19 protein-coding genes and 1 pseudogene are annotated in these 23519 nt (G+C 64.1%); 7 read left to right on the top strand and 13 right to left on the bottom strand.

Translation table 11 applies throughout. The features are described 5' to 3' along the window. Positions 1–38: 38 nt before the first annotated feature. The gene (locus tag RM2_RS03615; protein ID WP_072687450.1) at positions 39–986 is read left to right on the top strand and encodes an ABC transporter substrate-binding protein; all 948 of its coding nucleotides are present in this window, start codon (positions 39–41) and stop codon (positions 984–986) included. On the opposite strand, the gene RM2_RS03610 is transcribed toward RM2_RS03615, so the two are convergent. Genes RM2_RS03610 through RM2_RS03600 form a run of 3 tightly spaced genes read right to left on the bottom strand, consistent with a single transcriptional unit; the run spans position 945 to position 4373 of the window. Then, on the bottom strand, positions 945–1865 hold the full coding sequence (locus RM2_RS03610; RefSeq protein WP_084721622.1) for an alpha/beta hydrolase: 921 nt from the start codon (positions 1863–1865) through the stop codon (positions 945–947). The genes RM2_RS03615 and RM2_RS03610 overlap by 42 nt on opposite strands. Before the next feature lie 7 nt (positions 1866–1872). After that, complete coding sequence (locus RM2_RS03605) at positions 1873–2703, bottom strand: SDR family NAD(P)-dependent oxidoreductase (RefSeq protein WP_072687448.1); 831 nt, start codon at positions 2701–2703, stop codon at positions 1873–1875. After that, a complete protein-coding gene (locus tag RM2_RS03600; RefSeq protein WP_084721619.1) occupies positions 2700–4373 on the bottom strand; it encodes a flavin-containing monooxygenase in 1674 nt (557 codons plus the stop codon). Before RM2_RS03600 ends, RM2_RS03605 begins: the two co-directional genes overlap by 4 nt. Before the next feature lie 69 nt (positions 4374–4442). Between RM2_RS03600 and RM2_RS03595 the strand changes: the two genes are divergently transcribed. Further along, positions 4443–5093 (top strand): TetR/AcrR family transcriptional regulator, encoded by a 651-nt coding sequence (locus tag RM2_RS03595; protein WP_072687447.1) that lies wholly within the window; start codon positions 4443–4445, stop codon positions 5091–5093. 156 nt (positions 5094–5249) lie between these two features. Here the strand turns inward: RM2_RS03595 and RM2_RS03590 are convergent, their stop codons facing one another. The 6 genes from RM2_RS03590 to RM2_RS03565 all read right to left on the bottom strand — a co-directional run bounded on the left by RM2_RS03590 (position 5250) and on the right by RM2_RS03565 (position 15247). Next, on the bottom strand, positions 5250–9071 hold the full coding sequence (locus RM2_RS03590; protein WP_072687446.1) for a multifunctional oxoglutarate decarboxylase/oxoglutarate dehydrogenase thiamine pyrophosphate-binding subunit/dihydrolipoyllysine-residue succinyltransferase subunit: 3822 nt from the start codon (positions 9069–9071) through the stop codon (positions 5250–5252). Between the two features lie 604 nt (positions 9072–9675). After that, on the bottom strand, positions 9676–11991 hold the full coding sequence (locus RM2_RS03585) for a xanthine dehydrogenase family protein molybdopterin-binding subunit (RefSeq protein ID WP_245813719.1): 2316 nt from the start codon (positions 11989–11991) through the stop codon (positions 9676–9678). Next, positions 11988–12461 carry a (2Fe-2S)-binding protein gene (locus tag RM2_RS03580; RefSeq protein WP_072687445.1) on the bottom strand — a complete coding sequence of 158 codons (474 nt, stop codon included), beginning with the start codon at positions 12459–12461 and terminating at the stop codon, positions 11988–11990. The genes RM2_RS03585 and RM2_RS03580 overlap by 4 nt, the downstream gene beginning before the upstream one ends. Next, positions 12452–13324 (bottom strand): FAD binding domain-containing protein, encoded by an 873-nt coding sequence (locus tag RM2_RS03575; RefSeq protein WP_072687444.1) that lies wholly within the window; start codon positions 13322–13324, stop codon positions 12452–12454. Before RM2_RS03575 ends, RM2_RS03580 begins: the two co-directional genes overlap by 10 nt. A 97-nt stretch (positions 13325–13421) precedes the next feature. Next, a complete protein-coding gene (locus RM2_RS03570) occupies positions 13422–14201 on the bottom strand; it encodes an ABC transporter permease (protein WP_072687443.1) in 780 nt (259 codons plus the stop codon). After that, positions 14198–15247 carry an ABC transporter ATP-binding protein gene (locus RM2_RS03565; RefSeq protein WP_072687442.1) on the bottom strand — a complete coding sequence of 350 codons (1050 nt, stop codon included), beginning with the start codon at positions 15245–15247 and terminating at the stop codon, positions 14198–14200. Before RM2_RS03565 ends, RM2_RS03570 begins: the two co-directional genes overlap by 4 nt. A 125-nt stretch (positions 15248–15372) precedes the next feature. Between RM2_RS03565 and gad the strand changes: the two genes are divergently transcribed. Continuing rightward, positions 15373–16764, top strand: a complete 1392-nt coding sequence (gene gad, locus RM2_RS03560) for a glutamate decarboxylase (RefSeq protein ID WP_072687493.1) — start codon at positions 15373–15375, stop codon at positions 16762–16764. Between the two features lie 7 nt (positions 16765–16771). Here the strand turns inward: gad and RM2_RS03555 are convergent, their stop codons facing one another. Beyond that, positions 16772–18301, bottom strand: coding sequence for a flavin-containing monooxygenase (locus RM2_RS03555; protein WP_072687441.1), 1530 nt, complete (start codon positions 18299–18301; stop codon positions 16772–16774). 87 nt (positions 18302–18388) lie between these two features. On the opposite strand from RM2_RS03555, the gene RM2_RS03550 reads away from it, so the two are divergent. The 4 genes and pseudogenes from RM2_RS03550 (at position 18389) to RM2_RS03535 (ending at position 20564) form a co-directional block, all read left to right on the top strand. Further along, the gene (locus RM2_RS03550) at positions 18389–19240 is read left to right on the top strand and encodes an alkaline phosphatase D family protein (protein ID WP_245813717.1); all 852 of its coding nucleotides are present in this window, start codon (positions 18389–18391) and stop codon (positions 19238–19240) included. A 66-nt stretch (positions 19241–19306) separates the two neighbouring features. Beyond that, a pseudogene (locus RM2_RS03545) lies at positions 19307–19420 on the top strand (ACR3 family arsenite efflux transporter); the annotation flags it as partial. A gap of 29 nt (positions 19421–19449) precedes the next feature. Continuing rightward, the gene (locus tag RM2_RS03540; protein ID WP_072687439.1) at positions 19450–20127 is read left to right on the top strand and encodes an arsenate reductase ArsC; all 678 of its coding nucleotides are present in this window, start codon (positions 19450–19452) and stop codon (positions 20125–20127) included. Between the two features lie 20 nt (positions 20128–20147). Beyond that, positions 20148–20564 carry an arsenate reductase ArsC gene (locus tag RM2_RS03535; RefSeq protein WP_072687438.1) on the top strand — a complete coding sequence of 139 codons (417 nt, stop codon included), beginning with the start codon at positions 20148–20150 and terminating at the stop codon, positions 20562–20564. Positions 20565–20602: 38 nt separating this feature from the next. On the opposite strand, the gene RM2_RS03530 is transcribed toward RM2_RS03535, so the two are convergent. The 3 genes from RM2_RS03530 to RM2_RS03520 all read right to left on the bottom strand — a co-directional run bounded on the left by RM2_RS03530 (position 20603) and on the right by RM2_RS03520 (position 23333). Further along, the gene (locus tag RM2_RS03530; protein ID WP_072687437.1) at positions 20603–21289 is read right to left on the bottom strand and encodes a hypothetical protein; all 687 of its coding nucleotides are present in this window, start codon (positions 21287–21289) and stop codon (positions 20603–20605) included. 177 nt (positions 21290–21466) lie between these two features. Then, complete coding sequence (locus RM2_RS03525) at positions 21467–22459, bottom strand: LacI family DNA-binding transcriptional regulator (RefSeq protein ID WP_218017208.1); 993 nt, start codon at positions 22457–22459, stop codon at positions 21467–21469. 145 nt (positions 22460–22604) lie between these two features. Then, positions 22605–23333, bottom strand: a complete 729-nt coding sequence (locus RM2_RS03520) for an SDR family oxidoreductase (protein WP_072687491.1) — start codon at positions 23331–23333, stop codon at positions 22605–22607. Positions 23334–23519 lie beyond the last annotated feature (186 nt).

Raw genomic sequence — 23519 nt, 5'->3', positions numbered from 1 at the left:
CAGGGTCTCGCTGGACCCGATTTCGAGAAAGGCTCGACGTGGCACACACACGCAACGAAGAATCGTGGGCGGGGCGCCGACGTCGTCCATTGGTGTGGTCGCGGGTGGTGATCGCCGCCTCGGCTCTGCTGCTGGTGGGAGCGATGTCGTCCTGCGGCGTCAAGGATGCGACTCCCGGCGGGTTCGCGGGGCAGGTGCCAGGCGACATCATCGTCGGGGCGGGTGACACCGCAGAGAGCCGGATCTTGGCTGAAATTTATGCGGGTGCGCTGCGTTCGACAGGCACTCAGGTCAGCACCGATCCCGGACTCGGCGACCGCACCGCCTACCTCGGCAAACTTGACGCCGGGGACGTGACGTTGGTGCCGGAGTTCACTGGCGGGCTGCTTCGCCATTATGACCCCGCGTCGACGGAGACCGAGCAGGATGACGTCTTTGAAGCATTGAGTAAGTCTCTGCCGCAGGGGCTTTCGGTATCCGATTTCGCCTCCGCCGAGGACAGGTCGGTACTTGCGATCACCCTGGGGACCTCCGACCGGCTGACACTCGCCACCCTGGACGAACTCGTTCCATGGTGCAGTAGGAGCACCGTTGATCTCGCTCCGAGCTTCGAGGCCGACGCGCTGACCGATCTGAGCGGATGCGCGTTTGCCCAGACTCGTACGGTCGCCGACGATGCTGCGGCCATCGCCGAACTCGCGGCCCCGGAGTCCGCCGAAGGCGTCCGGGTGGCCGGTGTGACCACCGCGTCCCCCGACGTCGCAGGTGCGGATCTCGTCGTGCTGTCCGACGCCGACCACGTGTTCACCGCGCAGAACGTGGTGCCGCTGTACCGAACCGGAAGTCTCGGCGAATCCCAGGTGAAGGCGATGAACGTGGTGGCGGGTGAGCTGACGACAGCGGACCTGGCCGACATGATCGGCCAGGTCCGCGGTGGTGCAGATTCAGTCGGTGTGGCGCGCGTGTGGCGCGAGGCGCATCTGTGAACGCAGATATTGCCCGAGTTCGGCAACCGCGTCCGCAGCCTCTCGTACCAAGGACGCCTGCAGGTGGGCGACGTGCCACAGGCGGGCGTACTCGGTGAGCCTGACGTCGACGTTCGACTGTTCCAGTTTGTCGACGAACTCCATGATCTGCGGGTGGAGCACCTCTTGTACGCCGACATGAATCAGAATGGGCGGCAACCCCTTCAGGTCCCCCAGCATCGGCGCATAACCGGGGTCGCTCGCGTCCCCGTCACCGAGATACTTCTCGGCCGCGTCGACCGACCAGGCCGTGTTGACGACGAGATCACGGTCGCTGGGGGTGTCGCGCCGCCCCGGATCGACCCATGGTGAGATGAGCGCCAGCGCGGCCGGAGTCACGCCGTGCCGGTCGATCAGACGCCGCGCGGTGGCAACGGTGAGCCCGCCACCCGCAGAGTCACCCGCGATGGTGAGTTGCCCTGTCTCGTAACCGTGTTCCGTGTTCAGTTCCAGGTATGCGGCTACGGCGTCCTCGAGGCCGGCAGGGAACGGATGTTCCGGAGCCAACCGGTAGTCGAGGGTGTAGACCGCGGCACCGGATTCTTCGGCGAGGTGGGCGGCCAGCGAACGGTGCGTTGCCGGCGAACCGATCGTATAGGCCCCACCGTGGAGGTAGAGGATTGCAGTCCGGCGTTCTGTGGCCCCCACGGTGATTCGCTCCGCGGGACGGCCTGCCAGCGAGGTCGGCCGGACGACGGCACCGGGTGGCATCCTCTGCAGTGGGGCACCGAGTTCGAGGAGCGCCCTCTGAACGTCGTATGGAAGCCTCGCGTTGAGGCTCAGCCGGTAGAACGGCCGGAGGGCGGCCGCGACGACGGGAAGTGGTAGGTGCAAGCTCATCATTTCCTCACTTCGACTTGGGTAGAACGCGGCCGGCGATGGTGGCGACCGCACGCTGGTAGTTGGGCCCGACCAGTCGCACCAATGCGTCGAGCAACTTTGCATCCGTGCCGACCAGAATGCGGGGCTTCCCCTTGCGGACGCCGTTGACGATGATCTTTGCCGCATCTTCCGCCGTGGTTCGCGCGAGCCTTTGATCGAAGAATGCGGCGGAGGTGTCCCGATCCTCGCCCGGCCCTGCCGTGGCATTACGGGCGATAGCAGTTTTGACTCCGCCGGGATGCACACACGTGACCTTGACGGGATGCTTTGCGATCATCATTTCCTGGCGCAGTGCCTCGGTGAAGCCGCGAACCGCAAACTTCGCCGCGTTGTAGGCACTCTGCTTCGGCATGGCCAGCAGGCCGAACAGGCTCGAGATGTTGACGACGTGGCCATCGCCCGACGCGATCAGGTGCGGCAGGAAAGCCTTGGTGCCGTTGACCACTCCCCAGAAGTCCACGTCCATGATCTTCTCGATGTCCTTGAACGCGGACTTCTCGAAATCGCCGTGGTAAGCGATTCCGGCATTGTTGTAGACCTGGTTGATCCTGCCGAAGTGGATAAGTACATCGTCCGCATACGCCAGCACTGCGTCGCGCTCGGTGACGTCCAGATAATCGGACTTGACCTCGGCGCCCAGCGCTGTCGCTCGCCGCGTAGTCTCGTCGAGGCCAGCCGCGTCCACGTCCGAGATCGCCAGCTTGGCGCCCTGGCCCGCCAAATTCAGCGCTAGTGCCCTACCGATACCGGAACCGGCTCCGGTGATCACAACAATCTTGCCGGCGAACTCGCTCACTGTGCGGTCACCTTCTCGTCATCGGGATCGATCTGTGCCGAGCTGACAGTGGAGTTCGCGGAGTTTCTCTTTCTCTTCCCCTTCGTCTTTGCAGGTGCAGGTGCAGGTGAGGGCTCTGGTGCGGCCGTGGGTAGGTCGGCCGTGGGTAGGTCGGCCGTGGGTAGGTCGGCCGTGGCCACGCTGTCGTATGCGTCGAGGTCGAAATACTGTGTCGCATTGTGGAACTCGAAGGTGAAGCCCGGCCACAGCGTCGTGTTGTTGCCGTGCTTGTCGAGGTACCAGCTCGCACAGCCGCCCGTGCTCCAGACGCTGTTCGACAACCTCTTCTGAAGGTCCACGTTGTATCGGTCCTGGACGTCCTCGCGGACCTCGATCCTTCCGATGTCGTACTTGTCCAGCGTCCGCATTGCATCGACGAGGTAGTTCAGCTGCGACTCGATCATGTAGACCATCGAGCTGTGTCCCAGGCCGGTGTTGGGGCCCACGAGGAAGAACATGTTGGGGAAATTCGCGATGGTCGCGCCCTTGTAACCCCGTTGTCCGCCCTCGTCGAAGACCTCGGCGAGCGAGCGACCGTCCTTACCGAAGATGCTTTCGAAGGTGGGGGAGTCGGTGACATGGAATCCGGTGGCGACGACGATGGCGTCGACCTCGCGGGAGGTGCCGTCCTTGGATACGACCGAGCTGGCGGTGACCTTCTCGATGCCGTCGGTCACGAGGTCGACGTTGTCCTGCGCGAGGGTCGGGTAGTAGGTGTTCGACAGAAGCATGCGCTTGCAACCGAGCTGGAAGTTCGGTGACACCTTCTTTCGGAGGTCCTCGTCGTCGATCTGGCTCTTCAGGTGGAGCTCGGCCGCGATCTGTAGAGGCTTCATGAATATCGGTGCCTTCGCCAGCCCGACGACCTGAGTCTCCCGCAGAAGGTAGATCCCGGTGCGATAGAGCTGCTGGAAGCCGGGGAGGTACTTGAACGCGGCCCGCTCGAGTGCGGTGTACTCGCGGTCCGCACGCGGCAGGACCCACGGCGCCGTGCGCTGGTACACGTCGAGGTGGGACACCTTCTTGCCGATGGCCGGGATGATCTGGATGGCGGACGCGCCTGTGCCGATGACTGCGACGCGCTTTCCCGCCAGGTCGGCGTCGTGATTCCAGCGGGCGGAGTGGAAGATCTCCCCCTCGAAACCTTCGATGCCTTCGATGTCGGGCAGGGCAGGCTCGCACAGTGCACCGACCGCGGAGACGACGATTCTCGCGACGAAGTCCCCCTTCGTGGTGCTGATTTCCCATCGTGCGGTCGCCTCGTTCCAGCGGGCGGACTGCACCTCGCAGTCGAAGAGGTGCTTGTCGCGCACCTTGAACTTCTTGGACACCGACTGGATGTATTCCTGGATTTCGGGTTGCGGCGAGAACGACCGCGTCCAGTTCGGGTTGGCAGCGAATGAGTAGGAGTACAACTGTGAGGGGACGTCGCACGCCGCGCCCGGGTACGTGTTGTCGCGCCAGGTCCCGCCGACGTCGCTGCCGCGTTCGAGCACGAGGAAGTCGGTCTTGCCCGCCTGGGTCAGCTTGATTGCCGCGCCGAGGCCGGCGAACCCGCTGCCGATGATCAGGGTGTCGACATGCCGGACATCAGCGGTGGGCTCGTAAGTATCTGTGTCTGGGAGACTCATGCACGCAACAATAGGTAGCTATTGATGATCGGTCAATAGCTATTGACTCGAGTTTAGTAGTCTTGTTTCATGGCTGTTGTGAAGCGGACCCGTCTCAGCCCGGAGCAACGACGCGCCCAATTGATCGATCTGGGCGCGGAAATGCTGGCAGATCGACCACTCGAGCAGATTTCAGTAGAGGAAATCGCAGAGCGGGCCGGGGTGTCACCCGGTCTGCTGTTCCACTACTTCGCCTCAAAGCAAGATTTCCACCTTGCGATCGTCCGGCACGCAAACGAGGAGATGATTGCTTACACGGCCGCTGATCCGTCCGTCGTGAAAGCCGGCGATCCGATGCGGGTTCTGCGTTCGGTGCTGTCGTCCTACATCGACTACGCCTGCGACAATCGCACATGCTACGTTTCGCTGTCGCGCGGACCGGCGAGTGGCAACCCGGACATGCGAGCAATCTTCGAAGAAACGCGCGTCGTGATGTGTGAGCGGATCCTCGAACAACTCAGAATGCTTGCCATCGAGCCGACCTCCGCGGTCGTGCTCTCCGTGCGCGGATGGATCGCCTACGTGGAGGAGGTCACGATCACCTGGTTGCACAACCCGTTGCACAACCCGCAGCTGTCACGCGACGAACTGATCGACATCGCCGCCCAGGCCCTTCCCGCGCTCGCCGTCGCCGCGGCGCCCGAGATGGCCGCCGTGCTACAGGAGGCCACCGCGAGCTGACGATCCGGCCGGAGACCACGAAAGCCGGGTCGAAGTCCACGCGGTTGCGTGAACTCGACCCGGCTCGCGGGCAAGAATCGACATCACACTCGCAGGCTCACCCGAGTGCTCCATCCGCTACATACTCTTGCGCTGAACGCTTCAGCCGTTTCACGCTCAATCGCCGAACGCCCTGGCGGTTTCTGCTCTTTCGCTGAACGCTTCATCGATGATCTCTTGTTGTTCCACCGCGTGCACCTTGCTCGAGCCCGACGACGGCGCCGACATCGAACGACGCGAGATGCGCTTGATCCCGGCCAGTTTGTCGGGGAGCAACTCGGGTAGTGCGAGACCGAAGAACGGCCACGCGCCCTGGTTGGCCGGCTCCTCCTGAACCCACTGGAACTCGTGGGCATGTGGATAGCGATCGAGCGTTTCGCGTAGGCGACGGCTCGGAACCGGGTACAACTGTTCGATCCGGACGATCGCGATGTCCTCGCGGTTGTCTTTCTGCTTCTTCGCCAGCAACTCCCAGTACAGCTTTCCGCTGACGAGGAGGATGCGGCGGACCTTGCCGCGGTCGGCGGCGGCGTCCTCGTACGCAGGCTCCTCGAACACCGAGCGGAACTTGCCGGTGGTGAAGTCTTCGACCTCTGAGACAGCAGCCTTGTTGCGTAGCATCGACTTCGGCGTAAAGACCACAAGCGGGCGACGAATTCCGTCGAGCGAGTGACGACGCAATAGGTGGAAATAACTAGCCGGGGTGGACGGCACGGCGACTGTCATCGAACTCTCTGCACACAACAGCAGGAAGCGCTCGATACGACCGGACGTGTGGTCGGGCCCCTGACCCTCGTGACCGTGCGGCAGCAGCAGAACGACGTCGGAAAGCTGGCCCCACTTGGCTTCACCCGATGAGATGAACTCGTCGATGATGGACTGCGCGCCGTTGACGAAGTCACCGAACTGCGCCTCCCACAGCACGAGCGCACCCGGGTTACCTACGGCGTAGCCGTACTCGAACCCGACGGCGGCAAACTCGCTGAGTGCGGAATCGTAGACCATGAACTTGCCGGGGTTCTCGCTGCCGAGGTTCTGCAGCGGGGTGTACTCCTCGCCCGTCTTGCGGTCGATGAGTACCGAGTGACGCTGCGTGAACGTGCCGCGCTTGGAGTCCTGGCCTGACAGGCGAACTGTCTTGCCTTGGTCGACCAGCGAACCGAAGGCGAGTAGTTCTGCGAACGCCCAGTCGACCTTGCCTTCGCGAGACATCTCCCGACGCTTCTCGATGACCGGTTTGACGCGCGGATGCACAGTGAATCCGTCGGGAACATTGACGAACGCGTCGCCGATCCGCTCCAGAACCGAGACGTCGACGGACGTCTTCAGCTTGGTGGGCAGCGGCTGGTCCAATTCGACGGACTCGCTGGGACCGGGTGTGTATTTCTCGAGTTCGCGTACCTCGTTGAACACCCGCTCGAGCTGACCCTGGTAGTCGCGTAGGGCGTCTTCGGCTTCCTTCAGTGAGATATCGCCGCGGCCGATCAGGGATTCGGTGTAGCTCTTACGGACGCTGCGCTTGGTGTCGATGACGTCATACATTGCAGGCTGCGTCATCGACGGGTCATCGCCCTCGTTGTGACCGCGGCGGCGGTAGCAGATCATGTCGATGACGACGTCCTTCTGGAACTTTTCCCGGAAGTCGACTGCGAGTTGGGCGACCCAGAAGCAGGCCTCGGGGTCGTCACCGTTGACGTGGAAGATCGGCGCGCCGATCATTTTGGCCACGTCGGTGCAGTACTCGGAGGACCGGGAGTGTTCCGGGGCGGTGGTGAAGCCCACCTGGTTGTTGACCACGATGTGCACGGTGCCGCCGGTGCGGTAGCCCCGCAGCAGTGCCAGGTTCAACGTCTCCGCAACCACACCCTGACCGGCGAACGCGGCGTCGCCGTGCAACATCAGCGGCAGGACGGTGAAGCCGTTCTCGCCCTTGTCGAGGATGTCCTGCTTGGCGCGGACCAGGCCCTCGAGGACCGGGTCGACCGCCTCGAGGTGTGAGGGGTTGGCTGTGAGGGAGACGGTGATGTCGTTGTCACCGAACATCTGGATGTACGTGCCCTCGGCACCGAGGTGGTATTTCACGTCGCCGGAGCCGTGAGCGGCCGCCGGGTTCATGTTGCCCTCGAACTCCGTGAAGATCTTGGAGTACGGCTTGCCGACGATGTTCGCCAGAACGTTCAGGCGACCACGGTGCGGCATACCAATCACGACCTCGTCGAGCGCGTGCTCTGCAGCCTGGTCGATCACTGCGTCCATCATCGGGATGACGGACTCGGAGCCCTCCAGGGAGAAGCGCTTCTGGCCGACGTACTTGGTCTGCAGGAACGTCTCGAAGGCCTCGGCGGCGTTGAGCTTGCTCAGGATGTACTTCTGCTGGGCGACTGTCAGTTTGACGTGGTGCGACTCAACCCGGTCTTGCAGCCACTGCTGCTGCTCCGGTTCCAGGATGTGCGCGTACTCGACACCGATGTGGCGGCAATAAGCGTCACGAAGCACGCTCAGGACATCGCGCAGCTTCATCTTCGACTTACCGTGGAAGCCGCCGACCTTGAACTCGCGGTCGAGATCCCACAGGGTCAGGTCGTGCGTTGTGACATCGAGGTCCGGATGGCTGCGGAACTTGTCCTTGACGAACTGGAGCGGATCCGTATCGGCCATCAAGTGACCCCGGTTGCGGTAGGCGGCAATCAACTCGAGAACACGAGTGCTCTTGTCGACCTCGCCTTCCGGGACGTCCTGCCGCCAACGGACCGGCTCGTATGGGATGTGCAGGGAGTGGAAGATCTCGTCGTAGAACTCGTCGCTGATCAGCAGGTTGTGGATGGTCCGAAGGAAATCGCCGGACTCGGCACCCTGAATGATGCGATGGTCGTACGTCGAGGTGAGCGTGATGAGTTTGCCGACGCCCATTTCGGCGATGCGCTCGTCGCTCGCGCCCTGGAACTCGGCGGGGTACTCCATGGCGCCGGCACCGATGATGGCACCCTGGTTGTTCATGAGGCGTGGTACGGAGTGCACGGTGCCGATCCCACCGGGGTTGGTGAGAGAGATCGTGACACCCGAGAAGTCTTCGGCCGTGAGCTTGCCGTCACGTGCACGCCGGACGATGTCCTCGTAGGCGCTGTAGAACTGCGTGAAATTGAACGTGTCGGTCTTCTTGATCGCCGCGACGACGAGGGACCGGCTGCCGTTCTTGCCAGGTAGGTCGATAGCGAGGCCGAGGTTGGTGTGTGCCGGGGTGACCGCGTTGGGCTTGCCGTCGATCTCGGCGAAGTGTCGGTTCATGGTCGGAAACGCCTTGACGGCCTGCACGATGGCGTAACCGAGAAGGTGCGTGAACGAGATCTTGCCGCCGCGGGTACGGGCGAGGTGGTTGTTGATAACGATCCGGTTGTCGAACATCAGCTTCGCGGGGATGGCGCGCACGCTGGTGGCGGTCGGAATTGTCAGCGATGCCGACATGTTTCTCGCGACGGCAGCAGCCGCGCCGCGAAGAACCGTCGACTCGTCGGAGGCAGGAGCAGTCGCCTTCGCCTCCTTGACGGTTTTAGCGGCGGCGGCGTCGCTCTTCGGAGTGGTCTTGGGCGCGTCGGTCTTGGGCGCGGCGGTCTTGGGCGCTGCAGCTTTGGGGGCAACATTCTTAGGTGCGGCGCTCTTTGGTGCGGCGCCGTTGGCTTGCTTGGTCTGGGGCTGAGGCGCGGTCCGCGGCGCGGAAGCCCGAGGCGCCGAAGTCGTGGCAGAGGGAGCAGCAGGTGCGACGGCGTCGGTAGTGCGGTGTCCGTTGGCCGCGCCTGCTTTCGAGGCGGCGTCGGGAGAGTAATCTGTCAGGAATTCGTGCCAGCTGGCGTCCACGGACGACGGATCGTCCTGGAAACGCTGGTACATCTCGTCAACCAACCATTGGTTCTGTCCGAACTGGGATGTAGAGCTGCTGCTCACGGCAGGTATTCGCCTCGTTTCTATTTCGGTACCCGGTCAGAGCGCCTATATATCATGAGAATAGCCCCACATGTGACGTGCAATTTGCCCGGCAAGCACGTGCGGGCCGTCTCACGGCCAATCGACGGGGTTACCATCGATGACGGTTCTCGCCCCGCGATTATTCCCCGGCACGGTCTTCGCCGCATCTCGTGGCACCCCGATAGTGGTCACCGGCATACTCAGCGAGGTATGGAATCCGGTCTGGGCCACCCGCCGCCGGGCGACGATGACGTTTACTTCCCAACAGGTCACGGCGGCGCGCCAAGATAACAAAGGTATGACGGCCAATCCGGTTGCTCGTCTCGAGGACTACCTGCTAGGTGACCGGATCGGGGGGGGGGGCCGACCATCGAACAGTAGCCACCGGGGTCGGTTCCACGCCCGCGCGCAAGCGGTGCCGTCGAGTTCCGGGCGCGCCGCCGGCCCTGGCCTGCGGGTGATACATCCCACTTCCGCCAATGAGGCGATGGTGCTCGATACCCCGAAACAGGTCGCGTTTTCGATGGCCCACTCGTCTGGCATATTCTTACGTTGCCGACGGAATTGGACTTCGCCTGGTGGGTCAACTGCTACCGGTGATGTGTTCGGGTCGCACTGGCACCCGGGTGAGCGCCAAGCCGGTGGCGTCTCTGATCGCACCCACGATTGCGGGTATGGAAGACAACGTGGAGGGTTCCCCTGCGCCGCGCAGACCGTACGGGGCCAGCGGGTCCGGGTTCTCCAGGATCTCGAGGCGCATCGGTGGCATGTCGACCATGGTCGGGATGCGGTAATCGGTGAACGATGGGTTCTGGACCAGTCCATCCTTGACGATGATCTCCTCCATTACCGCCAGCCCGAGACCCTGGGCCGACCCGCCCTGGATCTGGCCCTCCAGTGACAACTGGTTGAGGATTTTGCCGACATCTTGGACGGCAACCATCTCGACGACCTTGATCAGACCGAGCTCGATATCGACGTCGACGACCGCGCGATGTACGCACAACGCATGCTGGGTGTGGGTGGCGCCCTGTCCGGTGGCCGGGTCCATTCCGCTGGTAGGACGGTGGTGAAACTCCCGGGTCTGCTCGAGGACTCGATCGCCGAGAATGTCTTCGAGGCTCGCAAGTGGACCTTCCGATGCCGACACGATCTTTCCACCGACCAGGCTCAGGTCTTCGACGATTCGGCCCAGATGGAGCCTTGTCAGAGCGAAGACGGCCTCGCGGATCGCTTCGCAGGCTGTCTTCACCGCGCCTCCGGTCATGTACGACTGGCGCGACGCAGACGTCGACCCGGCACTACCGACCCGGTTGTCGGCTGGGTGGATGGTGATCCGGGTGACGCCCAGTTCGGTGCGGGCGATCTGCGCCTGCAGGGTCACCAGGCCCTGGCCCACTTCGGCGGCACCCGTGTGCACCAGCGCGGTGGCCTCCCCTCCTATCACCTCGAGTCTGACTCGTGCCGTGGAGTAGTCATCATGGGACTCGGAGAAGCAGATGTTCTTGATGCCGACTCCGTAGCCGACGCCTCGCACCACGCCCTCGCCATGGGTGGTCTGCGAGGTGCATCCCGGCAGGTTCCTGATATCGGTTGGGTCGAGGTGTGCGGGCATCGGCAACGATTCGGCCCGCGTGAGCATGTCGGCGAGTGGTGTGGGCGCCTCGATCACCTGCCCGGTGGCGAGTACCGAGCCCTGCTTGATCGCGTTGATCCGGCGCACCTGGACTTTGCTGATCCCGCAAGCCTCGGCCACCTTGTCCATCATCGACTCGTATGCGAAGCAGGTTTGCAGGGCGCCGAAACCCCGCATTGCTCCACACGGCGGATTGTTGGTGTAGACACCGTACGCGTTGATTTCAATGTTGGGGATCACGTACGGACCGACGCCGAGCGAGGCCGCGGTACCGACGACGCCCGGGGTCATCGACGTATACGCGCCGCCGTCGAGGATGATCTCCGCGTCGGCGAAGAGTAACTTTCCCTCGCGCGTCGCCCCGTACTCGTAGCGCATCTGAGCCGGGTGCCGGTGAACATGACCGAAGAATGACTCGTAGCGGCTGTACACGATCTTGACTGGCCTGCCGGTGTGCAGTGCCAGCATCGCCGCGTGGATCTCCATCGAGAGATCTTCACGACCGCCGAATGCTCCGCCAACACCGGCAAGAGTCATCCGGATCTTCTCTTGTGGCAGGGCAAGGCACGGTCCGATCTGTTCGAGGTCGTTCTGCATCCATTGGGTGGCGACGTACAGATCGATGCCGCCGTCCTCGCCCGGAATCGCCAGTCCGGACTCTGGTCCGAGAAACGCCGGGTCTTGGATTCCGGTTGTGAATTCGCCGCTGACCACGACATCCGCCGCGGCGCGGGCGGAAGCGACGTCGCCGACGCGGACCGGCTGATGCCGGGCCACGCCACCGCGCTCCTGAACCTTCGGATAGCTCGGGTCCAGTGCTGCGCGGCGTGCATCGGTGAGCGGTTCGAGCACGTCGTACTTGACGGTGATCTTTTCCATTGCTCGCCGTGCCGTCTCTGGGTGGTTGGCAGCGACCAGGGCGATCGGTTCGCCCTCATGACGGACTTCGTCGAACGCTAGTACCGGTTGGTCCCATGTGCGAGCCACACCGAAGCACTTTCGACCAGGGACGTCCTCGTGAGTAAGGACCGCCTCCACGCCGGGTGTCGCGAGAGCCTCGCCGATCTCTACGGACAGAATCCTCGCGCTCGGGTGTGGGCTGCGCAGGGTTGCGCCCCACAGCATTCCGTCGATGGAGAGGTCTGACGAGTAGGCGAATTCTCCCTTGACCTTCAGGGTCCCGTCCGGCCGCAGTGGACTGTCGCCGACCCGTCCCTGGCCCGGCGCGACGATCTCGCTCGGTGCCCGCAGCGGTGTGATCACAGTGACTCCGCCTTGCGAGAGGCAGCGAGCCGCACCGCGTCGAGGATCTTCTCGTAGCCGGTGCAGCGGCACAGGTTGCCGGCGAGGGCCTCTCGAATATCCGCATCGGACGGGTTGTCCACTCGCTCGACCAGGTCATGTGCCTGCACCACCAGACCTGGGGTGCAGAACCCGCACTGGATGGCTCCACATTCGACGAACGCCTCTTGGATCGGATCGAGCTGCTCGCCGTCGGCGAGTCCTTCTACTGTGCGGATTCGGCGTCCCTGCACCTGACCTGCAGCCACCAGGCAGGCACACGTAGGAAGGTCGTCGAGATAGACCGTGCACGAACCGCATTCGCCTTGTTCGCAGGCGTTCTTCGAGCCCGGGAGTCCCATTCGTTCGCGGAGGAGGTAAAGGAGGCTCTCGCCTTCCCACACGCCGTCCGCCACCTGCTCCTTGTCATTGACAGTGCATGTCACACGCATGTCCAGGCGGACCTTCTGTTGATCGAGTGGTCCTGCCATGCCCAGGTGAGCGCTCTTCTGGCGATGACCGCGAGAGCGTGATTGCGGTAGTCGGCTGTGCCCCGAACGTCATCGACCGGGTTCGCAGCTTCGCTGACCAGATCGCCGAACCGGCGGGCGACAGCGTTGTCGAGTTCACCGTCCCAATCGAGTTCGGCGGCCAGAAAGTCCTCGGCCGCCAGGGCTCGGCGTGGGGTGGGAGCGGCCGATCCGAGCCCCGTGCCGACTCGGCGCTCCTCCGGGTACAGCACAATCGAGAAGGAACATATTGCCGCTACCATCGCGTTCCGGGTGCCGATCTTGGAGAAATACTGTGGGCCCGAGGCCGGCGAGACGTGGAAGGCGCGGATGAGTTCATCAGGGGCGAGCGCGCTGCGCTGCGCGCTCGGGTAGAACTCTGCGGCAGGGATCATCCGCACCCCGCGGGCAGACGATTCGACTTCGATCACGGCACCCGCCGCCAGCAGCGGTGCGTGGGTGTCACCGGTGGTCGCGCCCAGATTTCCGCCGACGGTACCGCGGTTGCGGATCTGGCGCGAGCCGACGGTCCGGGCTGCCTGGGCGAGTCCAGGTAATCGGTCGCCGAGTTCCGAGATCAGTCGCGCGTACGGCACTCCTGCCCCAACTCGCAGCGTTCCGTCTGCCAGTTGCTCCCATCTGGCCAGTTCGGTGACCGGATTGAGGTCCAGGAGCGCCGTAGGTCGATTCAGATCGAAATTCAACCCGACCATCACGCTGGTGCCACCCTGGATGGGTACGACGCCGGGACGTTCGGCCATGATGGCGAGGGCGTCTTCCCAAGCTTCTGGTCGCAGGAAATCCATGGTGTCCGGTGCTCTCCGCTCGCGGTGGGTATCCCATCAAGTACTACTCCCTGAGACGGTGTGGCGCGAGTGGCAAGAGCTCCGACGACCCGCGCTGTCAGCTGATGTCGCGCTGCCGTGTGAGCGCCCAACCGGCCACGACGAAGGCTACTGTCCAGGCCAGAAGTGTGAGAGGTGCAGCCGGCCAGAGAGGCAACGCTTCGATCTCGTTGCCCGCAGCAGCGTTGGCGACCGTGCCGAGTGTGGCCGACACCGGCAGGAATCCGCCGACCGAACCGAGGCCGATTCCGCTGAGAATCATGCGGAGGATCACCTCGCCGAGCGTGTACCCGACCGCGAGGGTGATGCAGGCCCCGACGGAGGAGCCGGTGAGCATCGAGGTTCCCCCGCCGATGAGCGCCCACAGCGCCGCGCAGATCAGAGCGGCGCCCAGCATGGCGAACAGGGATCCACCCATCTCGAAACTGTCGCCGCCGAAAGTCAACAGCAGGGCGACGCTGACCATCTCCACGACGAGGCCGTAGAACAATCCGAAGCCCGCGGTGACGGCGAGTTTGGCTCCGATGACGCCGTCCCGGCCGCGCGCCGTGAGGAACGTGGTGGTCAGCGTCCCGTATCGGAACTCCGTTCCCACGTTCACCGTCCCGAAGAGGGCGGAGAACAGCACCACGAGGGAGAGGGCGACCGCCAGTCCGAACAGGGTCGCGGCGAGGTTGGCGTGGAGTGGATCAGTGTCCAATGTGTCGGTGAACGCACGCATCACAGGAAGCGTGATCGCGCTCGAGAACATTCCTACGATCAGGGGTGCCAGACCGAGCATCCACCAGAAACGCAATGTGGTGACCTTGCGGAACTCGGCAGTGAGCAGCGCTGTCATCGCGGGCCTCCGGGCATCGGACGGTGGTGGGGTGGGGTGTAGCCGGGAGCTGCGCCGTACCAGGGCTGGGGTGCGTGGATCTGAGGTGGGCCGTAACCCGATGGCGCAGCAGCGCTCGCCCCGGCCACGTAGTGACCCGTGGTCATCGAGAGGAAGAGTTGTTCGAGATCAATGTGATCACCGACGATGCCGAAGATCGCCACACCGGTTCGGTCGGCGACCGCCCGGACGACGTCCTCACCGGCGCCGGCGACTGCGAGGCGTCCGTCCGCCAGCGACCGGGTGTCGACGAAGCCGTTCGCAGCCAGTGCGGTCGCCAGTGCGGGCGGGTTGGAGCACGCGACCAGCAGCCGGCTCTGCTGCGACTTGCGCAATTCGTCCATGTGCCCCTGGTAGACGAGTGCACCGCGGCTGACAATCACCAGAGTGTCTACGGTCTGTTCCACTTCTCGCAGGATGTGGCTCGAGATCAGGACGGTGTGGCCGGATGCAGCGAAGTCCTGGAGGAATTCGCGTAGCCAGGCGATGCCCTCGGGATCGAGTCCGTTGGCCGGTTCGTCGAGGACGAGGATCTGTGGATCGCCGAGCAGCGCCGTTGCCAGGGCGAGCCGTTGCTGCATGCCGAGGGAAAATCCACCGGCCTTACGCTGCGCCACGTCCTCAAGTCCGACAACCGAGAGCACCTGTCGCGCGCGCGCTTCGGGGACGCCAATCGCGGCCGCGTACACCATCAGGTGGTCAAGGGCGGTGCGGTTGGGGTGCAGGCTCCGGGAGTCGAGGACGGCCCCTACGGTTCGGGCGGGATCGGCCAGTTTGTGAATCGGCAGTCCCGCGACGGTGGACGTTCCCGACGTCGGCCGGACCAGACCGAGGATCATCCGCAGCGTCGTGGTCTTGCCGGAACCATTGGGGCCGAGGAACCCGGTGATCGAGCCCGGAGGTACCGAGAAGCTCAGATCAGAGACAGCCTGAACGTTCTTGAAACTCTTCGATAGCCCACGGACTTCGATCGGGGCCGCGAAACTTCCTGGGATTGCAGTGGTCAACCCGTCCCCCTGACACAATCGATTGGAATCGGTTTCGAGACTACTGGGCCGCCGATGACGGTCTTCGACCCATGACGTCCGGGCCGTTGCCCGCCGCGCACGCTGTCACTCGATTGGGGATTCAGATGAGCAAGCATCACCATCATCGTGATCGTGGACGAGACGTCCTCGCTCCGGCCTACACCGGACGCATGTCGATCGACCCGTTCCCGACGCTGCGACTGCCGGAACGGGCGGCCGATCCGGAGGCGACCTACCGCTTCATCCACGACGAGTTGATGCTCGACGGCAATTCCCGCCTGAATCTGGCCACGTTCGTCACCACCTGGATGGACCCCGAGGCCGACAAGTTGATGGCCGAGACGTTCGACAAGAACATGATCGACAAGGACGAGTATCCGGCCACCGCCGCGATCGAGTCGCGGTGCGTGTCCATGGTGGCCGACCTGTTCCACGCGCCCGACTTGTCGCCCACCGACCCGGCCAGTGCCATCGGGGTCTCGACGATCGGCTCCAGCGAGGCCGTCATGCTCGGTGGGCTGGCGCTCAAGTGGCGGTGGCGAGCGCGGCGCGAAGAGGCGGGTAAGGATACCGCGCGCCCGAATCTCGTACTTGGCAGCAATGTCCAGGTGGTGTGGGAGAAGTTCTGCCGGTACTTCGACGTCGAACCCAAGTATCTGCCGATGGAGAAGGGCCGCTACGTCATTACCCCGGAGCAGGTTCGTGACGCGGTTGACGAGAACACCATCGGAGTTGTCGCGATCATGGGTACCACCTATACGGGGGAACTCGAACCGGTGGCCGATATCGCGGACACTCTCGATGAACTCGCCGCGTCCGGCGGTCCCGACGTCCCGATTCATGTGGACGCGGCCAGCGGCGGATTCGTCGTTCCGTTCCTGTACCCGGAATTGTTGTGGGACTTCCGGGTTCCCCGGGTAGTTTCCATCAATGTCAGTGGGCACAAGTACGGGTTGACATACCCAGGCATCGGGTTCGTGGTGTGGCGCGGAAGCGAACACCTGCCCGAGGGGCTGATTTTCCGGGTCAACTACCTCGGCGGCGACATGCCGACGTTCACTCTGAACTTTTCCCGCCCCGGCAACCAGGTGGTGGGGCAGTACTACAACTTCCTGCGCCTCGGCCGTGCCGGCTACCGGTCGATCATGGAGGCTCTGCGCTCCACGGCCGTCAGAGTGGGTCAGCGGATCGCCGAGATCGAGCACTTCGCCTTGATCAGCGATGGTTCCGAGATTCCGGTAGTGACGTTCGAAATGGTGGGGGACCCCGGATTCACGGTCTTCGATGTGTCGCACGAGTTGCGGGCAAGGGGGTGGCAGGTGCCCGCCTACACGATGCCCGCCGACGCCGAAGACGTCGCGGTGCTGCGCATCGTCGTTCGTGAGGGGTTCAGCGCCGACCTCGGAACGCTGGTGAGCGAGGCCATCGAAGCGGTGTGCGCCGAGTTGGAGGAGAAGAACGGCGGACATTCGGCGCGGCAGCACTTCGCTCACTGAGTGTGTGTCACTGCCGTGGCGTTTGCGTCGACGCCGGCTCTGCGTTCGAGAACGTCAGAGTCCCGTCGTCGACCGGGGTGCCCCGCAGCACGACGACGTCTCTGTAGTAGTCCATCTGCAGGTTCCACGGGTCCTCGGTGCCGGCCTGCGGCCACAGGCCCAGGGACCGCTGGATGTACCCGGCGGCGAAGTCGAGCAGCGGCCGGGTCGGCATGTCGGGCCGGTCGTTCTCGGCGACCGCGACCGTGGCGCCGCGACGATCCATCTCGGTCAGCAACCGGCACAGGAAGTCCGCGACGAGGTTGACCTTGAGCGTCCACGGGGCGTTGACGTAGCCGACGGCGAACGAGAAGTTCGGGATGTCGGAGAGCATCGTTCCCTTGAACACCAACCGCGTAGTGAGGTCGACGGGCTCGCCGTCGGTGCTCAGGTCGACGCCGCCGAGCGCCAACAGGTCGAGTCCGGTTGCGGTGACGATGATGTCGGCGTCGAGGTGCCTGCCGGAGGTGAGCGCGATCCCAGTCTCGGTGAACGTCTCTATCGTGTCGGTGACGACCGATGCCTTCCCTTTGCGGATCGTCTTGAACAGGTCGCCGCCCGGGACGACGCACAAGCGTTGGTCCCACGGGTCGTACCGGGGGTTGAAGTGGGTGTCGACGTCGAAGCCGGCCGGTAGCATTCGCTTGTTGAGCCATCGGATGACGGCCCGCGCCTGCCGAGGGAAGCGGCGGCACAGTTTGTAGATCCAGACGTTCTGCGCGATGTTCTTCTTCCGGGTGAGCCGGTACCCGCGTTCGTCGCCGAGGAGGCGACGGAACACGCCGTGGAGTGCATCTTCGGTGGGCAGCGGAATGATGTACGTGGGCGAACGCTGAAGCATCGTGACGTGTTCGGCCGCATCGGCCATCGCCGGGATCAGCGTGACGGCGGTCGACCCGGACCCGATGACGACGACCTGTTTACCGGCGTAGTCCAGGTCCTCGGGCCAGTGCTGGGGATGCACGATCCGTCCGGTGAACCGATCCGCGCCCGGGAACTCGGGGGTGTAGCCGCTGTCGTAGTTGTAGTAGCCGGTGGCGCAGAAGAACCAACTCGCCGTGAACGTCACCGTCTCGTCGCTGTCGCCCACGCGGGCGGCGATCGTCCAGCGTGCGTCGGCTGATGACCAGTCGGCGTGAATCACTCTGTGGTGGTAGCGAATACGGTTTTCGATGTCGTACTCGCGAGCCGTCTCGCGGATGTAGCCGAGGATGTCGGCTGCCGGTGCGAGGGCCTTGCGGCCCTTCCACGGCTTGAAGTCGTACCCGTAGGTCTGCACATCGGAGTCGGAGCGGATACCCGGGTACCGGAACAGATCCCAGGTGCCGCCGGAAGCCGCGCGGGACTCGAGGATCAGCAACGTCCGCTCAGAGTGTTCCCGGCGCAGGCGTGCCGCGACCCCGATCCCGGACAGTCCAGCCCCGACGATGAGGACGTCGACGTGTGTGGCTTCGACCGTGCGGGGCTCGGCCGGTCCTGAGGGGCGTTCGGGGCTCATCGAATCCTCCGGTGCGCATGCTGGTAAATCTCGTCTGTCCTGCACGATATCCCGATCGGCCGATTTGGCGAGACCGACCCGGCGTACTTGGAGGCCAGATCCGCGGCGGTGCGGGGCGACGGCACAGGGAAGGACGCAGCGGTCTACCGGCGGTTCCAGTTCGGCAATCTCGCCGAGCTCTCCATGCTCGACCTGCGTACCTACCGCGACGAGCAGGCATCCACAGGCGCCGGGTGGCGCAAGATCGACTCCTCTGACCGGTCGATCACGGGTCGCGCGCAGATGGATTGGCTGACCAGCGGCATCGTCACCTCGTCGGCGCAGTGGAAGATCGTCGGCAACCCGGTGATGATCTCGCCGGTCGTGTTCCCGCCGCTCGACCACCGCACGATGCGGGCGATCACCGAGACGGTCGGATTGCCCGACGCCGGCATCCCCTACAACACCGACCAGTGGGACGGCTACAGCGCCGACCGTCGCAGACTCTTCGACGCGATCGCAGCAAACGGGGTAAACAACACGGTATTCCTCACCGGCGACATCCACACCTCGTGGGCGTGCGATCTGCCGGTGAATGCAGCGGACTATCCGGGCGCGGGCACGGTCGGCACCGAGTTGGTGGTGTCGTCGTTGACCTCTGTCAACATCGACGACATTCTCGGCGTTCCTCCACGCACTGCGACCGTCGCCGTCGAGCAGGCGATCAAATCGACCAACCACCATATACGGTACGTCGAACCCGACTCCCACGGTTACGGCGTGTTCGAGGTGAACGAACAAGGGGCGCAAATGGACTGGTTCTACATCAACGATCCGATGAACCCGCATGCCACGGTTGGGCACGCGGTGAGCTACTGGGTCGCCGACGGCACTCAGCAGGCCCACCCTGTTGCGAACCCGCTCGATCCTGCCGGCTACCGCCCGGGAACGGGCACATGAGCGGCGCCCTGATCCAGTGCGACGTGCTGGGTGAGGACCCGCCTCGAGGGGCAGCGGGGCGTGCCTGCTCGCATCACGATCCCGCCGCCGGTGTACTTCGCGCTAGTGTGGGGTGGCGGCTACTTACTCGGCCTTTTCACACGGCTGGGGTACGAGCGCACCTCTACCCTCGCGTTCACCCGCCGCCGCGGGTCGTCCAAGGAGTTCTGATGTCCGATGTCAACGAGGAACTGCGCACCCATGATCGCCGGGACCAGCCCGAACTGTTGATGCCAGAAGCAGTCCTGTCCCGCACCGCCGCGGATCTGGCCTCCAAGTACGCCGGGGTGTTCTCGCCGCAAACCGTCGAGCGGTACGTCTTCGAGTCCTACACCGCGCTGAGGCTGCATGCGAAAGTACACACCCACCTGCCGACGCTGGCGGGGCGGTTCGCAGCCGATCGGCTCACCGCGCTCGCCCAATCGCAGGGGGCGGTACCGAAGACCGTGCCCGAGGTGCTGTTCATCTGCGTGCACAACTCCGGCCGCTCCCAGATGGCCGCCGCGCTGCTCGCCCATCACGGCCTCGGGCGGGTCCACTCCCGTTCCGCCGGCTCGGCACCGATCGACGCCATCGCGCCGATCGTCATCGAAGCGATGGGTGAGTTCGGGATCGACCTCGGCTCCGAGTTCCCCAAGCCGCTCACCGACGACGTCGTCGCAGCTGCCGACGTCGTGGTGTCGATGGGCTGCGGGGAAGCGTGCCCGGTTTACCCCGGCAAGCGCTACCTGGATTGGACTCTCGACGACCCGGATGGACAGCCGATCGAGGACGTTCGCCGGATCCGCGATGACATCGACTCCAGGGTGCGCGAGCTGCTCGGCCAACTCGTCCCCACCACCGACTGAACGCCTTGGCAGGGCCGTGCATGTCCACCACGCCGAAGGTGCTGTTCGTCTGCGTCCACAACGCAGGTCGCTCCCAGATGGCCGCCGGGTTCCTTGCCGCGCTCGCCGGAGATCGGATCGAGGTGCGTTCGGCCGGCTCCTCGCCGGCCGGTCAAGTGAACCCGGCCGCGATCGAGGCGATGGGTGAGATCGGTATCGACATCTCCGCTGAGAGCCCGAAGATCCTTACCGTCGACGCGGTGCTGGCCTCCGACGTGGTGATCACCATGGGTTGCGGCGACAGCTGCCCGGTCTTCCCAGGAAAGAGCTACCGCGATTGGGTCCTCGACGATCCTGCCGGCCAGGGAATCGACGCGGTCCGTCCGATCCGCGACCAGATAAAGGTCAAGGTAGAGGCCCTGATCGCCGAGCTGACCTCACAGACCGCTACTCGCTGACCGGGAACACCGTGGGGGCAGGCCGTCCTGATGGACGATCAGCTCTCCAGTGCGGGTAGCTGGTCCGGCCAGTGGGCGGGGGCGGGGCCGAAGGCTTCGCGTGCGTTGTCTACGAGGCCCCGGCCGATGGCCCGGTTGCCCGCGCCTCCGATGGCGGCACCGATGCCGGCGGGCACGAGTTTGCCGAGGATCAGTGCGCTGCGGCGGGCGGCGTACCTGGTGATGAACTTGCGCACCAAGGTGTTGTTCATGCCGATCATCGTGGAGCCGGGAACGCGGTTGGTGATGGCGGTCGCCCAGTTCTTCGCCGTCACACCTGTCGCCTTCTGGACGATCTCCATACCCGATTCGCCAAGGGCTACCGAGAGAACGAGTGCGCGCCGCTGCTGATGGTCGGCGGCGTCGACCCCGTGCACTGACGCTACAGCGAGGGTCAGTAGAGCGGCTGCCTCCAGGAAAAACGTCGATTCCGCACCCACCGCCGCGATGGACGCGACCGTGCCGACCCCCGGAATGGCGGCGGCGGCACCGACGGCGCTGCCGCTGCCCGTCACGGCAAGCAGGAACATTTTCTCCATGCGCTCGACGATCTGCGCCGGTGATTCGTCCGGATGTGAGCGGCGGACCCATTCGACGTACTTGGCCACCGCGGGAGCCTGCAGGCGACTTCCATTGTCGAGGACCGAGGCCAGTGCCTTCTCCACCGATCCACCATCGCCAATCATCGCCTGCTCCCCTCCCCTGTGTACTTGAGGTGTGCTGTGTACTTCCGGTGTGCTGTGTACTTCCAGTGTGCTGGGAGTAACTGTAGGTGAGCGAACGTGGCGACCGGTATCTGCGGGGCCCCTGCGGGCGTGTGGAGAGTCGGCGTCAACCCCGAAGCTGGGGCATCGCAAACACACTCATTCTGAATGCACTGCAGGAAAGCATGATCCTCGCTCGATGAGTCGTACAGCAAAGACATTGCTCCGGCGGTAGCGGCGACGTGGATGGTCGATGCGGTCGAGGATCCGATCCATTGCCTGGCGGCCCAGTTCGGATGGGCTCTGGTCGATGACTGTAAGCGGTGGGCGCAGCGCATCGGCCATGGGGAAATCACCGAATCCGACGACAGAGAGGTCGCGCAAGTTCAGTTGCTGTAGCGCGGGGATACCCACCATCGAAATTCGGGCATTCGACAAGAATAGGGCGGTCGGTGGGGGGTCGAGGGCCATCAGCATCGTGAGGACTTCTCTGGCGCCGGTTCGGGTCCCCGCCCCCATCACGATCAAGTTCTCGTCCGGGGGGACGTTCCTGGCGGCGAGGGCGTGCCGGTACCCCAGCAACCGGTTCCCGGTGGTCGGAATCACCGCGGTATCGCCGATGAAGGCGACCCGGTGGTGCCCCAAGTTCAGGAGATGCTCGGTGGCCTTGACACCTCCGTCGTGATCGTCGTGGACGAAACTGTCGGCAGCGATCCCTTTCGCCGCCCGGTCGACGAAAATGGTCGGAAAGTGGCTGGTCCATCGTTTGAGGTAGCTGTGATCCGATCCGATCGGGGCCAATATGAGCCCGCTCAGTCGGCGGCGTAGCAGCGATTCGACAATGGGGCGTTCTTGCGCTCGGTCGTCTCCCATACTCGTCATGATTACCGCCATATCCCGCTCGTGTGCACGGTTCTCTACGGCGTGTGCGATCGCAGCGAAGAAGGGGTCGGCGATATCGGGAACGGCGAGTCCGATCACGGCGGGGCGACCGGTGCGGAAGGTAGTGGCCATCGTGTTCGGGACGTAGTTCAGCGATTCGAGTGCTGCCACGACGCGCGCTCGCGTGTCCGGATCCACGTGAGGATCGTCGTTGTAGACACGGGAGACCGTCTTCGCGCTGACGTTCGCCAGCGCCGCAACATCTTGCATCGTGGTCATCATCGTGCTTTCGCCTAGTTCGGGGTCTTCGCCTGGAGCGCAGTCACGTGCGCAGCCGGTAAGTCATTGCCAGTCAAACGATCCTGCCAGATGTGGGCCGCTCGCGCGGCATACCATACCGACTTGCCACCTCAGATCAGCGGCAGGTGTAGCCGCCGTCGATCGGGAGACAGACACCGGAGACCATGGAAGCGGCGTCGCTGAGTAGGAAGCTGATCGGGGCTGCGATCTCGTCCTCGGTAGCCCAGCGCCCTAGAGGCATCTGCTCGAGAAACGGCTTCTCGATTTCGGGGCATCCCCAATAGGAGGCGGACATTTCCGTCATCACCACGGTGGGGTTGACGCTGTTGACGCGGATGTTGTACTTGCCCAGTTCCAGGGCGGAGACTCGGGTGATGTTGTCGAGTGCGGCCTTCGATGAGCCATAGGAAATGTGGCCGGGGAGGGCAACGAGGCTTGCTTGGCTCGAGACATTGACGATCGCGCCACCCTTGCCCTTCGCCACCATCGAGGGTGCCGCGTACTTGATGACCAGCAGCGCGCCCCGAGCGTTGATGGTGATTACCTTGTCGAAGACCTCGATATCGGTGTCCTGTGGGGTAGCTATCTCGCCGCCGAAACCGCCGCAGTTGACCACGCCCCACAGTTCGAGCCCGGAGAGAGCGTCGCGAATGCTGTCCTCGGAGGTGAGGTCGAACGGCAGCGGCTGCGCCCCGGTTTCTTGCCGGAGCGTCGCGAGGGTCTCGGCGGACCTACCGGAGGCGAAAACCTGGGCGCCCTGGGATGTCAGCAGGCGCACCGTCGCTGCCCCGATGCCCCCGCTCGCGCCGGTTACCAGGATGGATCTGCCGCTGAAGTCAGCCACCAGGATCACTCTCTTTCAGGTTCACGGAGCGGCGACTATCGAATTCGTGACGTCTGGCCGCCCCTGGATGGCCCCATCATAGCCGTCATGTCATCGATGTCACGACCCTGTGCAGGCTTGTCATGTCACCGATGACACGAGTTTGCCCGCAGGTAGTGACAACGGGAGTTGCGTGGGTCACACTAG

The sequence above is a fragment of the Rhodococcus marinonascens NBRC 14363 genome (assembly GCF_001894885.1).
Taxonomy (GTDB): Bacteria; Actinomycetota; Actinomycetes; order Mycobacteriales; family Mycobacteriaceae; genus Rhodococcus_F; species Rhodococcus_F marinonascens.
This window is presented reverse-complemented; position numbering and strand designations above follow the sequence as displayed.